The sequence below is a fragment of the Candidatus Accumulibacter sp. ACC007 genome (assembly GCF_907163205.1).
Lineage (GTDB): Bacteria > Pseudomonadota > Gammaproteobacteria > Burkholderiales > Rhodocyclaceae > Accumulibacter > Accumulibacter regalis.
Window position 1 is genome coordinate 1,178,532 of sequence record NZ_CAJQUD010000001.1, and the last position, 14,310, is coordinate 1,192,841.

A 14,310-nucleotide genomic window follows, 5' to 3' on the forward strand; every position below is an offset into this window, starting at 1 on the left:
GTAACTCCGCGGCGTTCTTCCCAGGCGCGGCGCTGGCGTCGACAATTTCCTCATTGACACGCGAGAAGATGAGGAGGTCAAGATGGCAACGAATCAAGAGAGCCGGCGGGCACGGCGTAGCGCGGACGAGTGGCGGCAGGTGCTGTCGCGATTTTTCGGCAGCGGTTTGGCGGTGGAGGCCTTCTGCGATCGCGAAGGCATCAGCGATACCAGCTTCTACCGGTGGCGGAGCCGACTGGGCGCGCCGATGAGCTGGTCCGACACCTTGGTCAACTCGGCGTCGGCGTCGGCAAGCTTCGTTGATGTTGGTCCGCTGCAAAGCGAAACCGCGCGGCCGGGACGTCTCGAACTGACCCTGGACCTCGGCGGCGGTCTGCAACTTTACCTGGTGCGCGGCTGATGTTCTTCCCCGAAGGCCAGATCCGGGTACATGTTTATGGCCGCCCCGTCGACCTGCGCAACTCCTTCGACGGCCTGTACGCACTGACTCGCCACGCGCTGGGTCAGGACCCCTTGAGCGGACAGCTGTTCGCCTTCTTCAACCGCCGCGCCACGCAGGTGAAGGTCCTCTACTGGGATCGCACGGGTTTCTGCTTGTGGGCCAAGCGCCTCGAAGCCGGTCGTTTCGTCTCCGACTGGTCGAAAGTGAGCACGCGGGAAACCGACTGGACCGGCCTGAAGCTCCTCCTGGAAGGCATCGAGCCCAAGCGCTTCAAGAAGCGTTACCAGCACCCGCAAAATGGCAAGAAACGGACATAAAATGCATGTTAAACAGCGGCTTGAAGACGACTCCCGCGGTATAATAGCGGCATGAATCCGGCGCTTGCGACCCCTTTCCCAAGCCTCGACGAGGCGGCCGCACTGACCCCGCAACAGATCGTCGAACTGATCGGCGCCCTGCGCCAGGAAGTCACCGCCCTCAAACAGCAACTCGACTGGTTCAAGCGCCAGCTCTTCGGGCAGAAGAGCGAACGACGCATCGAGACGGGTCCGAATGGCCAGATGAGTTTCGGCGAGTGTCTTCCACCGCCGACGCTACCGGCACCCCCGGGCCAGCAGGTAGCCGCCCACACCCGCAAGCCAGCGACCCGCCGCCAGGACGACGAAGCCGTCCCGTTCTTCGACGAGTCACGCGTGCCGGTCGAAGTCATCGAACTCGCGGCTCCGGAAACCGACGGCCTTACTGCGGAAGAGTACGAGGTGATCAGCCACAAGGAAAGCTATCGCCTGGCGCAACGGCCGGGAAGCTACGTGGTGATCAAGTATCGGCGGCCGGTGGTCAAGATCAAGGCCAGTGAAGCGCTCGTTTGCGCCGCCGCACCGGCCGGGGTGATCGATGGCAGCCGGGCGGACGTGAGCTTCGTTGCCGGCTTGCTGCTCGACAAGTTTGCCTACCACCTGCCGCTGTATCGCCAGCACCAGCGCCTCGCCGATGCTGGCATCACGGTCAGTCGCCCCTGGCTGACGCAGATCGCGCAACAGGGCATCGCCCTGCTCGAACCGATCTACGAGGCCCAGTTCGCCTCGATTCGCGAGTCACGCGTCAAGGCCATGGACGAGACGCCGATCAAGGCCGGACAGGCGGGACCGGGCAAGCTGAAGAAAGCCTTCTTCTGGCCAGTCTATGGCGAACTGGACGAAATCTGTTTCCCGTTCTTCCCGAGCCGGGAGATCAAACACGTCGAGGCGGCGCTGGGACTGACGCCTGCCGAACGAGCGGTCCTCTTGTCCGACGGTTACCACGCCTATGCGCACTATGCGACCAGGACCGGGATCACCCATGCCCAGTGCTGGACGCATACCCGCCGCAACTTCTTCGAGGCACAAACCGTCGAGCCGGAAGCGGCGGGCCAGGCGCTGGAACTGATCGGTGCGCTCTATCAAGTGGAAGAATCCATCCGGGAAGAGAAGCTCTCTGGCGCCGGCAAGCGGGACTATCGCCTGGCGCATGCCAAGCCGATCGTCGAGCGCTTCTTCGCCTGGATCGGCGAACGCTTCGCGGCCCAGGGGCTGCTCCCCAGCAATCCGCTGACCAAGGCGCTCGCCTATGCGCGCGACCGACGATGTGGACTGGAGGTCTTCCTCACCGACCCGGACGTGCCGATCGATACCAACCACCTTGAGCGTGCCTTGCGCGTGATCCCGATGGGGCGCCGCAATTGGCTGTTCTGTTGGACCGAACTGGGCGCCAGGCAGGTCGGGATCATCCACAGCCTGATCGCCACCTGTCGATTGCACCAGATCGACCCGTACGACTATCTGGTCGATGTGCTACAGCGCGTCGGCCAGCATCCGGCAGAGCGCGTCCGGGAACTCACGCCTCGTCTCTGGAAGCAGCTCTTCGCTGCCGATCCACTTCGCACGCCTTTGTACCGCCTCGGCACGTAGGGCCTGACGCCGCGTAGTTACCGCTTACCCCTGTCCGGGCAACCATTTCCCAGCCACCGTCATTGCGAGGAGGCGTAGCCGACGCGGCAATCCAGTGCCATCCCCTGACGTCCGCTGCGCCACACCAGCCCAGCGAAGCGAAAAACCAAACCTCTGGATTGCCCCGTCGGCTACGCCTCCTCGCCATGACGTGCAGGTTGTTGTGGCGCTGCATTTCCGACGAGGCGTGCAGCAGGCGGGCCGGCGAGTGAAACCCAGCCACCGCACGGGAATCACGCGGCTGTCAGGGGCGCAGAAAGTCTCATCAAGAAAGTAGAGTCGAGATGTGGCGCGGTAGCCGTAGGTCTGACTTGTCTGTTTCCGCCTCTTTCGTCTGGCGGTGCCCAAGTAGTCAGGCCATAGTCCCGTTTCCACATCCCGCTCATCGAACCGGACAGGCGGATTTCCCGCATCCGGCTCTCGGACAAGACATCACGCTTTCGCCCACGGAAGGTCATGGGTTCTTGCTGGCAGATTGATCAGCCCCAACTGCTCGTGGAGATGCCGATCGGAGTAGCGCCTTTTCCCATTGCCAGGAACCTTGTGTTTCTTGCACAACCACCGGCGGAGCCGTTGTGTGGCGTGGGTGTTGATCGCCCGATAGGCCGGGCTGACAGGACCCAGGCAGAAGTAATTCGCCCAGCCAGTCAGTTTCCGATTGAGGCGTCCCACGACAACCTCGGCATCCAGGAGGATTCGGCGACGGTCGGTTTCCTGAGTGATGCTTTCCACCATTCGTTTGATGCTCTTCGTCGAGGGCCGGGTGCCGATATAGGCTCTCCCATTCTCGTGGCTGTAGCACCGCCCGAAGGTGTATCCCAGGAAGTCAAACCGCGCTTGCGGTATTTGACACAAATGTGTCTTGTCGTCGTTCACCGTCAGCTTCAGTGTCTCCATCATGCCTCGCATCGCGTCCATGGCATCCTCTGCCCGGCCTTTGCAGCAGATGACGAAGTCGTCCGCATAATTGACGATTTGCGCCGACCAGCGACGCGCATACCCCAACGTCTTCCATCCGAGGATGAAGCGCCGCATGTACAGATTCGACAGCAGCGGTGAAATCGGGGCCCCTTGCGGGGTGCCGCGCCCGGTGTCCCGGTTGGACGTGCTCCGTTGCCGGTGACCGTGTCCATCGTCTTCTTCCACAGGTGCTTCCAGCCATTGCTTGATGAGGTGCAGAACGTGCCGATCGACAATCCGACGGACGACGCTCTTCATCAGCTCAAGGTGCGGAATGCTATCGAAATAGCCGGATAGATCCGCGTCTATCACTTGCCGGTGTCCCGTGTTCAATAGACGATGAACCGCTGTTACCGCATCCTGCGCCCCGCGCTCTGCCCGGTAGGCGTACTGCTCCGGCTGCAGATCGGCTTCAAAAATAGGTTCCAGCACGAGCATGGCCGCCGTTTGTACGACTCGGTCGGTGATCGTCGGTATCCCCAAGGGGCGCAGTTTGCCGTTCGGCTTGGGAATCCAGACCCGCTTGACCGCTTCCGGTCGGTAGTCCTTCTTCTTCAGCCGTTCCGCCAGTTCCCCAAGCCAGCGTTCTTCTCCATACGCTTCGATGTCTTCAAAACGCACTCCGTCCACCCCGGCTGCGCCCTTGTTGGCTTTGCAGCTTCGGTAGGCATGATCGAGTACGTCTGGTCGATGGACCTTGTCGTACAGGAGGTAGAACCGGTACCCGGGTTCTTCCTTCGCTTTGGCATGTAACGCCATCTGCAGTTTCTGAACGCTTATTGGAGTTTGCAGGTTGCCCAATCTCCTGTCCCTTTCCGCTTCTTGCGTTGGTCTTGAACTGAGGCCCCTTTCCTCCATCGGCATTACCCGACTTCAACGGTACTACGGGCCTCTCCGCCACCCCACCTCGCCCGACCTGTCCCTCACGGGCGTCCGGTTGGTCTTGCACTTGACCACGTGATGGGGCTTCCCGTGTTGCGTCTGCCTTCCTCTTCCACACATGCCGTCACCAATACCCCGGCGGAACCACAGACTGCGTTTCGCTCGCGTTCATCTGTGACAACGGCCTTCCCCGTAGCTACGCCGGGTCGGCTTCCGCATTCAGTGTTTTCGGGGCCTGCTCAGTGTTCACACTCATTACGGCCTGCGTGGTCGCCAAGTCCCTTACAGGACCCTCTACACCAGAGGCTTCAGCCGCTTCGTTACCTCCACGACTGCTCCAGTTGCTACCGGCCGGAGCGAAAGTTGCCGGGCGGGATTCGCACCCGCTGAAAGACAGCGCCTTAGCACGGCGCACGCAGCACTACACTGGCTGACCGGCGACTACCTGTGGCGCAGCGGTGCCCAGATCGATGGCGGCACGTTCAGGCCCCTACGGCCTATGCAAACGGATTAACGTGCTTTATTGTCCGTCTTCTGAAGCGACTCCGGCTTGACTCCGCCGCCCTGATCGACGAGGGATTACCCGATGAAACCGACCGCCCGCCAACAGTACATTCTCGCTCTCGACCAGGGGACAACCAGTTCCCGCGCCATCGTCTTCGCCCGCGATGGCGGCATCGTCGCCGCCGCGCAGCAGGAATTCACCCAGCACTACCCGCAAGCCGGCTGGGTCGAACACGACGCCAGGGAGATCTGGCAGACGCAGCTCGCCGTCGCCCAGGCGGTACTGCGCGACAACGCCATCGGCGCCAGCCAGATTGCCGCCATCGGCATCACCAACCAGCGCGAGACGACGCTGCTCTGGGATCGTCTCAGCGGCGAACCGCTGCAGCGGGCGATCGTCTGGCAGGATCGGCGCACGGCAGGAACCTGCGACGCCCTCCTGCGCGCCGGCCATGCCGAACTGTTTCGCCAGCGAACCGGACTGGTCATCGACGCCTACTTCTCGGGCACCAAGTTGAAATGGCTGCTCGACCACACCCCCGGCGCGCGTCAGCGCGCCGAACGCGGCGAGCTGGCTTTCGGCACCATCGACAGCTGGCTGGCCTGGCAACTGTCGGGCGGTCGAGTCCATGTCACCGACGCGTCGAACGCCTCGCGCACCCTCCTCTTCGATATCCGGCGACAGTGCTGGGACGAGCAACTGCTGGCCCTGCTCGACATTCCGCCCGCCGTGCTTCCCCAGGTCGTCGACAGTAGTGGCGTCATCACGCAGATCGACAGCGCACTGCTCGGTGCGCCGATTGCCCTCGCCGGCATCGCCGGCGACCAGCAGGCGGCGACCTTCGGCCAGGCGTGCCTGGCCCCCGGGATGGCCAAGAACACCTACGGAACCGGCTGTTTCCTGTTGCTGAACACCGGCCAGCAGGCGATGGACTCGGGCCAGCGCATGCTGGCGACGATCGGCTGGCGGCAACTCGGGCAGACCACCTACCTGCTCGAAGGCAGCATCTTCATGGCCGGCGCCACCGTGCAGTGGTTGCGCGATGGCCTCGGGCTGATTTCAAGCTCCGACGAAATCGAGGCCCTGGCCGCTTCGGTTCCGGATAGCAGCGGCGTCTACCTGGTCCCCGCCCATGCCGGCCTCGGCGCGCCGTACTGGGACCCTTACGCCCGCGCCGCCCTGCTCGGCATGACCCGCGGCAGCACGCGCGCACATGTCGCCCGCGCGGCGCTCGAGGCGATCGCCTTCCAGAGCGCCGACGTGCTGCAGGCCATGGAAACGGACGCCGGCAATCGCCTGCGCGAATTGCGCGTCGACGGCGGCGCTGCACGCAACAATCTCCTGCTCCAGTTCCAGGCCGACCTGCTCGGGGTACCGGTCGTCCGTCCGCAGATCACCGAGACCACGGCGCTGGGCGCCGCCTACCTGGCAGGGCTGGCGGTGGATTTCTGGCACGACGAAGACGAGCTGATTGCGCTCTGGCGTGCCGAACGCTGCTTTGAACCGGGCATGTCCGATGACCAGCGCGCGACGCTGCTCCATGGCTGGCGCCGGGCGGTCGGACGCTGTCGTCACTGGGTCGAGGCTGACTGAGAGCGCTGCAGCGCGGCAAGCTCTTCGCCGCCATCGGGGGCTGCACAGGGACTCGCCATTGGCGACGGCGTCGCCGCCCGCCAGCTGCTGTCCAGATCGTCGCAGGCCAGCGCCACGAGGTCGCCGTCGAGCACCCCTTTGGCGACGAAATCGCTCAGCAAGCGCGAAATCTCTTCGGCTGGTTGGGCGCCGCGGTAAGGACGCTCCTGCGCGAGCGCCTGAAAGACATCGGCGACGGCCACGATACGCGCCTCGATCGACAATTGGTCAGCGCCGCGGCGGAACGGATAACCCTGACCGTTGAGCGCCTCGTGATGAAAAGCCGCCCACTCGGCGACCTCTTCTAGGCCGGGAATGTGGCGCAGGATCTGGTAGGTTTCGAAGCTGTGCCGCTCCATCACCGAGAACTCCAGCGGCGTCAGCTGGGCGGGCTTTTCGACGATCTCGTCGGGAACGCAGAGCTTGCCGACGTCGTGCATCAGCCCGGCCACCTCGACCTCGGCCAGGGAATCGCCCGCCAGGCCGACGCGCTCGCCGAGATAGCGGGCAAGCTGCGCGACGCCCAGCGAATGCGCCGCCGTGAAGTGGCTCTTGGCGTCAACAATGCTCGAAATCAGGCGCGCCACGTGACCAAACTGGGGGAAGTCGATGGTCAGCCGCCAGTCGCTCAGCGGCACATCGAGCAGATAACGCTGCACATGACGCGGCACCAGCGCGATCCAGAACGCCTCCCGGCCAGCCGCTGCGAGAAACGCCTCGACCACCGCCGGCGACAGTTCCCGGCCGGCGAGCGCGGCAATTTCCTCGCTGATCCCCGCACGCCTGAAGAGCGGATTGTCCAGCCCGCGGCTGAGGACCATCGCGTCGACCCGATCGGCGAGCAGGATCAGATTGGCGTCCAGCGCGTCGGCCTCGTCGAGGTCACCGGGCAGATCGACCCAGCGCGTATGGTGGTAGCGGATGGCTGGCGCCAGCTGCGCCAGATGCGCAAACGGCTGCAACAGGCGATAGCCGGTTTCGCAGTGCGCATGCCGGTGGTCCCAGTCGGCTTCACGCAGCAGGCGCCGGTGTTCGGCGGTCGACGAGACGCCGATATCGTGCAGCAGGCAGGCACAGACCAGCCGGTCCAGGCGTCGTTCCGGAAGGCCGAGCAGCAGCGCCGTCTCGCGAGCGATCATCGCCACCCGTTTGCCGTGCTGGAAGTCGTTGACGCCGACCAGATCGAGGGCGTCGGAGAGCGCCAGAATCGCGCTTCTTAGGTCGATTCTCAGAGTCATCTCGTGTCGAGCTGCCTTCCTGACAAGACTTCCGGCGACGCCTCCTCGCAACGACGTGCAGGCTGCTGCGGCGCCGCGTTTCCAGCGAGACTTTCAGCAAACCGGACAGCCGCTTGAAACCACGTCGTCGCTGGAATTCTTCGGTTCCCTGCGAAGTGCAACACTACACCACCAGCGACCTCCTCCCCTTGCAGAATCGTCCGTGTCGTCCTGGCGAAATTCACCACGGCTGTTGCCTGCTTAACGAGCAGCGGCGACAAGCCGTGCCCGCGGCGCCCACACCGTGCGCTGGGGTCGTGCCTTGTCTGGATGATTGCTGCGGGCAGGCATGCCGCGGCCACGCACGGCAAAATGCGCCAAACGGCCCCTCCGCCTCTGATAAAGCACAGACCGTGCCAATAACAGACGCCTTGACAGTTGTCGCAGAAAATCAACCACATCGCTGCCAACGGCCGAGCCGGGCGAGCCACCTTGAGGGTGATACAAAACGAATGGACGCGGTCACTTGCGGCTATGCTGTCGAGGCAGTTTGTAGTTACAGCAAGGCCTTGCGCCATGCTCAGAGGCATGACGCGTACGGACGAAGTGTTACACCCTGCCTCTACAGACCCGCAGCGCCGAGCGCTGCCGACGCTTGCTGGCGGTGCAACCGTGAAGACAAGCGGGCGCGAATCCGCTTCGCCAACTCGCGTACGTCGCGCTCCCGCGTGGCTGGCGCTTTCTGCTAAGCTGCCGTCCGACACTTGTGGCGGTTCTTGAAGTGGCTGCCGCGCCGCCCTGTACCGCTCTGCTCTGATGATCGCCGATGTTCGACAACCTGCGAAAATATGCCGCCGCCTATGCCGTTGCGATCGGTGGGATTCTCCTGACCTGCTTGTCGTCTTGGAACGTGCGGCAGGAGCTGCAAAGCAGCCACCGAAAGGAGTTTCAGTGGGCGGCCAGTGATCGCATCGAGTCTGTGCGCGCCGTTGTCGACCAGGGCCTCGACGCCCTGCTGGAAATTCGCGGCCTGTTTTATGCGGCACAGGAGATCGATGAAAGCGAGTTCAGCGTGTTTGCCGACTCGATCCTGCAGCGTCGTCCGTACATCGAGAGCCTGCTCTGGGCTCCGCTGTTGACCGCGCCCCGACAAGCCTCCACAACAGCGATCTCTGGCAACGGGCCGGCAACAGCCGCCGCGGCGAGCGCCGCTCCGGCGACCACCGGAAGCGAGCGAGCGACTCGTATTCCCGTTGTACTCACCGCGTCACGCACGCTCTCCGCGCTCGCGACCGGCGTCGACCTGAACGCGACCGGCGAGCTCGCGGCCCTCTTCGAACGGGCCGCGGCGAGCGGCAAGATCGCCGTCAGCGGGCGCATGCAGCTGGCCCGCCCGGGCCACAAAGATCTCTCCGTGATCTACGCGGCACTGCCCGTGCAGGCGCCTGGAAATGCGCGTGGCGGCGGGCCGCCTTTGGGCTTCGTGCTTGGCGTCTATGACATCGAGGAACTGGTCCATTTCGCCATCAAGCTACTCGAACCGCGCGGCGTCGAGGTCCTGGTACGCGACGAAACAGCCGGTGACGACGCGCAGTTCCTCCACTTCTACGCCAGCCGCCTGGAACCCGGCTCCACCGCCACCGCCACCGGTTCGTTGCCGGAGCAGGACCAGAATCAACCACGGATGGTGGCCACGATTCGCGTCGGAGACCGCAGCTGGTCCGTCACCTGTGTGGCCACCCATACTTTTCGCAGCGCCGAAGCATTCACCGAGGCGCATTGGTCGGTGATGGTCAGCGGCCTCCTGTTCACGGCGCTGCTCAGTTTCTACCTCGTGCGCAGTCGCCGCGAGCTGGACAAACGAAGCCGGCTCGCAACAACCATTTTCGAGCGCGAAGAATTGCTTCGCCAGCTGGCGAAAACGGTCGATGTCGTCTTCTGGGCGACCAACGCCGAAGCAACGCGCCTGGAGTATATCGGCCCCGCTTTCCGGCAGATCGCCGGTGACGAGGCGGGACTGGACAGTTCGTCACCATCGCTACTGCTCGACGTTTTCGCTCCCGAAGAACGACGCGTACTGAGCGCAGCGATCGCCGACCTGCAGGCGAATGCCGGGCGTTTCGCGGTGATCCTGCCGGTATCGCGTGCGCACCGCGGCGAGCGCGCTTTGCGCTGGCTGCGCGTCTGCGGTTTCCCGGTTCGTGCGCCGGGTCGCCACTTGAGCCGCATTGTCGGTTTTTGCGAGGACATCACCGAGCACAAGCTGGCCGAAGACGCGCTGCGCGACTCGGAAGCGAAGTTGCGAACCTTGTTCAATCATTCGCCAGACCTGATCTTCACCGTCGATGACCAGGCCCGGATCCTGTTCGCCAACAAGCCGCTGCCGTACCCGCTTGGCACGGCCGACGAGAAGCGATCCGAGTTGGCTCTGCCAGCGCATGTGCGCGACGCCTATCGGCAGAGGTTGCGGCAGGTATTCGCCAGCGGCCAGATCGAACACTGCCAGTACACCGCTGGCCACGCCACCTGGTGGGAAATCCGGATGGTGCCGATAAGTTCGGCGAATGCCGCGAACACGGTGACGGCGGCGATGGTGGTGATCACCGATATCACCGAGAATCGTCAATTGCAGTGGCAGGCGATACGCAGCGCTCGTCTGGCCTCTCTGGGCGTGCTATCGGCCGGCATTGCCCACGAGATCAGCAACCCCAATCACGCGATCATGGCCAATGCCGCCTTGTTGGCGCGCATCTGGCAGGACACCTTGCCGATCCTCGCCGAGTATCAACACGAGCAAGGCGATTTTCTGCTTGCCGGCTTGAGCTTTGTCCAGGCGCGCGAAACCATTTCCCGGGGCACGGCTGATATCGCTGAGAACGCCAAGCGGATTCAGAAGATCATCGGCAATCTGAAACACCTGGGCAAACAGGATCGCGGAGATATGGACGAACTGGCCGACATCGCAAAAATACTGAATGCGGTGCTAACGCTGCTCGATGCCCGTATCGAAAAGCACACCGATTCTCTGACGCTGGATCTGCCCGCGACCTTGCCGCGCGTCAGGGGCAACGTCCAGCAGCTCGAACAGGTATTCATCAACGTGATCGTCAATGCCCTCGAGTCGCTGCCAAACCGCAGCCGCTCGGTCAGCGTTTCCGCCGCCCTGGACAGGACCGGCAAACGGATCGTCGTCCGCGTCGAGGATCAAGGCGCCGGCATGAGCGCGGACATCATGGCCCAACTCGGCGAGCCATTCTTTACCACCAAAGCCGAGAGTGGTGGTACCGGACTGGGCCTGTCAATCTCGTCGTCGATCGTCGAGAAGCACGGCGGCAGATTGCGCTTCGAGTCGAGCAACAGTTCCGGAACGACGGTGAGCATCGATTTGCCGGTCAGCAACGCTCATGAAAGCGACGACGGGAGATTCGTGAGTCGTGGACGCGATCTTCACGACAAGGAGGAGTGAATGAAAGTGAAATCCGCCGGCAGCTCGCCGGTTTTCCTCGTCGATGACGACCAGTCGGTCCTGCATGCGACGGCAGCGGTGCTGCACAGCGCCGGCGTCGCCAACGTCGAGATGCTCGACGATAGTCGGCAACTGCTGCCGGCGCTCGAGCGGCAGCCTGCCAGTACCGTCCTTCTTGATCTCTTCATGCCGCATGTCACCGGCAACGAGCTGCTGCCGGAAATCGTCCGCCTGCACCCACAGTTGCCGGTCATCGTCATGACCGCCGCTCAGGACGTCGAGACGGCGGTGCTGAGCATGAAAGAAGGAGCCTTCGACTATCTGGTCAAGCCGGTCGAGGAAAGCCGCCTGCTGGCGAGTGTCCGGCACGCGCTCGAGGTGCAGTCGCTGCGCCACCAGATGGGGGTCCTCAAACACTATCTGCTATCCGACTGCCTGCAGCACGGCGAGGCCTTTGCCGGCATCGTCACCAACAGCCGCAAGATGCGCGCGCTCTTTCAGTACATCGAGGCGGTGGCCGTTTCCGCAGAGCCCGTATTGATCTCCGGGGAGACCGGCGCCGGCAAGGAAATGTTCGCCCACGCATTGCACAGACTCGGCGCTCTGGCCGGAAAGTTCGTCCAGCTCAACGTCGCCGGCCTCGATGACACGCTATTTTCGGACACCCTCTTCGGCCACCGTAAAGGCGCCTTCACCGGTGCCGACGAGAACCGCGCCGGGCTCATCGCACAGGCCAGCGGCGGGACCCTGTTCCTGGACGAGATTGGCGATCTGTCGATGGCCTCGCAGGTCAAACTCCTGCGCCTGCTGCAGGAACACATGTACTTTCCCCTGGGGTCCGACGTCGCCCGCCCCAGCGACGCCCGCGTCGTCTGTGCAACCAACCACAACCTCGCCCAACTGATGCGCCAGAACCAGTTTCGCTCCGATCTCTTTTTCCGCCTCTCGGTGCACCAGGTCGAAGTGCCGCCGTTACGCCAGCACACGGAAGACATCCCTCTCCTCCTGCAGCACTTCCTCGACGAGGCAGCAACGGCGACCAACAAGCCCTTACCCGAGCCGTCGAACGAGCTGATCACGCTGCTCTCGAACTACCATTTTCCGGGCAACGTGCGTGAGCTGCGGGCGATGGTCTTCAACGCCATGGCCCTGCATCGAGGGGGGGCCGTCCTGGCCATGGACAGCTTCCGCCAGGCGATTCAGAAGCAGCAACAAGTGCATGCCGACTACCCGATCGCGGAGGCGTCCGACGGACTGCCGATCGTCGTCCCTGGACGCTTTCCGACCCTTGACGAGGTCGAGGAGGCAATGGTCCAGGAGGCCCTTCGCCGCGCCAAGGGCAACCAGGGAATCGCCGCGACCTTGCTTGGACTATCACGCCCGGCGCTCAACAGGCGCCTTGCGCGGCGTGCGCTGCAAACGAAACTCTGAGCCGACCAAGGCAGCACGGAACCGGGCGGGGTACGCGAAGCGCGACGGCGTGCTCGGCTCGGCCTCGCGGCCACCCCATCCTTGTGCCCCCACCCGCTCTGCCAGAACCGCTTGCGCGCAGCATCGTTTGCAGTTCGTTACTACGGCGGCCCACGGTGCCAAACGCGCCTGTGCCCCATGCAACGTTGTGCCATTGCAGTGCAAATATCTTCAAACCGCGCCCATAAGTCCTGCAACGGGTCTTTCCCGGCATTGAAATGCCAATGCGCTAGTCTGGTGTGCATTCTGTTGCACCCCATGATCTGTGCAGAGCCACCACTATCGTCCCTCTCAACCCGTGATTTTTCTCGTTTCCCCTGCGTTTCGACCCAGCGGGAAAATCTGGCACGGATAATGCTTACGCCATGGCGGTTGCTGTCACTGCATACGATGCTGACGACTACTGCTTTTGCCGATGTCGATCGCTGTTTGGACGACCGGCAATCGCGAACAAGCTTGGGGGGATGTTACATGGGTACCGGTGCCAGGCTCGATGGTTCTCTGCCGCCAGGCGCTGCCTGCCGGATAGGGCCCCGGGCTCATTGGCGCTATGCGAAGCGCTTGGGAATACCGCTGCAGCGGAGGTACGCGCGCCCTCCCCCTGCCGCAGCAGCGGTCATGATCGGACCGGTGATCGGTCTCTTGCCCTTATCAATCTCTTTATCGGAAAGCTCAATCATGTCGGATACAGCCATTGCAGCATCGTCTTTCACGCGCCGGATCATGCAACGCGTCTTTCCGAAGGTCCCGGATTTCTTTTCGCTGCTGGCCGAGCAGAGTGCTCATGCGAACATGGCCGCCGGCCTGCTGGTCGAGTACATGGGCAGCGACAGTAAGCAGGCGCCCCAGAAGATTGTCGAGGCCGAGCGCGAGGGCGACCGGCAAAAGGTTCGCAACCTGACGCTGCTGAACGAAGCCTTCTCGACGCCAATCGACCGCGAAGATCTGCACCGGGCAATCATTAATCTCGATGAAATCATCAACAGCTGCCGGTCAATCGTTACCGAAATGGACAGCAGTCTTCTGGCGTTGAAGCCGGACAAGGCCTGCCTCGAACTGGCGGTGTACCTCAAGACCGGTGTGGAAGCGATGGCGGCAGGTTATAGCCGCCTGGGAAGCAACCCGCAAGCAGGCCGTGCCGATGCCGAAAAAGCCGACAAGGCGGTAAAGAGCCTGACCCGGACGCTCCGGCACTCCCTGGCCGAATTGTTTCAGGACAGCGACTTCCAGAATATTTTTCGGCGCAAGGAGATCTATTCGCAGCTGAGCAGGGCAGGCGATCGTCTGAACATTTGCAACAGCACGCTGCTCGACATCGTCGTCAAGCTCTGCTGAACCGCTGCCGTTCAGTGGGTCCGCCTTGGCCTCCGAAGCCAGTTGCAAAGGTCTTCCCAGAGGCCTCCCGGCCGTGCCGTCTGGTGAATGCATCGACAAGAATCCTCTGGCGGGTGGCGTCGGCACGGTCAGGAGGTGTAGCATCGCGTGTCTTCGCACAGACCTCTCGACGGTCGCTCACGTCGTGGCAACAGTGGACTTATCAATTGAGTCAGAGGCCCCAACGGGTTGCGCACATTCTTTTTGTGGCACGATGCGTGCCTTGTCGATACCCTGTAAGGAATCAGCTGCGCGCCCTCGCACCGCCGACGGCATTGACAATCGCTTGTAGCGCAGCGGAACCTCCGAGAGCACGCGACGCAGCCCGGGTAGATGGCCGGGACTGCGTTTCTTGGCCCTGCTGCAGACCAATAGTC

At 63.1% G+C, this 14,310-nt stretch carries 9 protein-coding genes; 7 read left to right on the forward strand and 2 right to left on the reverse strand.

The features are described 5' to 3' along the window. Positions 1 to 82: 82 nt before the first annotated feature. Genes QZ634_RS05060 through QZ634_RS05070 form a run of 3 tightly spaced genes read left to right on the forward strand, consistent with a single transcriptional unit; the run spans position 83 to position 2,388 of the window. Positions 83 to 400 carry an IS66 family insertion sequence element accessory protein TnpB gene (locus tag QZ634_RS05060; protein WP_291985678.1) on the forward strand — a complete coding sequence of 106 codons (318 nt, stop codon included), beginning with the start codon at positions 83 to 85 and terminating at the stop codon, positions 398 to 400. Next, entirely contained in the window at positions 400 to 759 is a 360-nt protein-coding gene (tnpB, locus tag QZ634_RS05065; protein ID WP_291985680.1) for an IS66 family insertion sequence element accessory protein TnpB, read from the forward strand. Before QZ634_RS05060 ends, tnpB begins: the two co-directional genes overlap by 1 nt. Positions 760 to 810: 51 nt before the next feature. Continuing rightward, positions 811 to 2,388, forward strand: a complete 1,578-nt coding sequence (locus QZ634_RS05070) for an IS66 family transposase (RefSeq protein ID WP_291985683.1) — start codon at positions 811 to 813, stop codon at positions 2,386 to 2,388. 471 nt (positions 2,389 to 2,859) lie between these two features. On the opposite strand, the gene ltrA is transcribed toward QZ634_RS05070, so the two are convergent. Further along, positions 2,860 to 4,146 (reverse strand): group II intron reverse transcriptase/maturase, encoded by a 1,287-nt coding sequence (ltrA, locus tag QZ634_RS05075; RefSeq protein ID WP_291988016.1) that lies wholly within the window; start codon positions 4,144 to 4,146, stop codon positions 2,860 to 2,862. Between the two features lie 709 nt (positions 4,147 to 4,855). Here ltrA and glpK point away from each other — a divergent pair. After that, positions 4,856 to 6,367: a glycerol kinase GlpK gene (gene glpK, locus QZ634_RS05080; protein WP_291986103.1), complete on the forward strand. Its 1,512-nt coding sequence runs from the start codon at positions 4,856 to 4,858 to the stop codon at positions 6,365 to 6,367. On the opposite strand, the gene QZ634_RS05085 is transcribed toward glpK, so the two are convergent. Next, a complete protein-coding gene (locus QZ634_RS05085) occupies positions 6,346 to 7,644 on the reverse strand; it encodes an HD domain-containing phosphohydrolase (protein ID WP_291986105.1) in 1,299 nt (432 codons plus the stop codon). The genes glpK and QZ634_RS05085 overlap by 22 nt on opposite strands. 805 nt (positions 7,645 to 8,449) lie before the next feature. Here QZ634_RS05085 and QZ634_RS05090 point away from each other — a divergent pair. The 3 genes from QZ634_RS05090 (at position 8,450) to QZ634_RS05100 (ending at position 13,894) form a co-directional block, all read left to right on the forward strand. Beyond that, entirely contained in the window at positions 8,450 to 11,089 is a 2,640-nt protein-coding gene (locus tag QZ634_RS05090) for an ATP-binding protein (protein ID WP_291986107.1), read from the forward strand. Continuing rightward, complete coding sequence (locus tag QZ634_RS05095; RefSeq protein WP_291986109.1) at positions 11,090 to 12,520, forward strand: sigma-54 dependent transcriptional regulator; 1,431 nt, start codon at positions 11,090 to 11,092, stop codon at positions 12,518 to 12,520. Between the two features lie 393 nt (positions 12,521 to 12,913). Next, positions 12,914 to 13,894: a DUF47 family protein gene (locus tag QZ634_RS05100; RefSeq protein WP_291986111.1), complete on the forward strand. Its 981-nt coding sequence runs from the start codon at positions 12,914 to 12,916 to the stop codon at positions 13,892 to 13,894. Positions 13,895 to 14,310: the final 416 nt, after the last annotated feature.

Coding starts and splice junctions, on each gene's coding strand:
- QZ634_RS05095 (WP_291986109.1), top strand. CDS start 11,090: ATGAAAGTGAAATCCGCCGGCAGCTCGCCGGTTTTCCTCGTCGATGAC.
- tnpB (WP_291985680.1), top strand. CDS start 400: ATGTTCTTCCCCGAAGGCCAGATCCGGGTACATGTTTATGGCCGCCCC.
- QZ634_RS05100 (WP_291986111.1), top strand. CDS start 12,914: ATGCTTACGCCATGGCGGTTGCTGTCACTGCATACGATGCTGACGACT.
- QZ634_RS05090 (WP_291986107.1), top strand. CDS start 8,450: ATGTTCGACAACCTGCGAAAATATGCCGCCGCCTATGCCGTTGCGATC.
- glpK (WP_291986103.1), top strand. CDS start 4,856: ATGAAACCGACCGCCCGCCAACAGTACATTCTCGCTCTCGACCAGGGG.
- QZ634_RS05060 (WP_291985678.1), top strand. CDS start 83: ATGGCAACGAATCAAGAGAGCCGGCGGGCACGGCGTAGCGCGGACGAG.
- QZ634_RS05070 (WP_291985683.1), top strand. CDS start 811: ATGAATCCGGCGCTTGCGACCCCTTTCCCAAGCCTCGACGAGGCGGCC.
- ltrA (WP_291988016.1), bottom strand. CDS start 4,146: ATGGCGTTACATGCCAAAGCGAAGGAAGAACCCGGGTACCGGTTCTAC.
- QZ634_RS05085 (WP_291986105.1), bottom strand. CDS start 7,644: ATGACTCTGAGAATCGACCTAAGAAGCGCGATTCTGGCGCTCTCCGAC.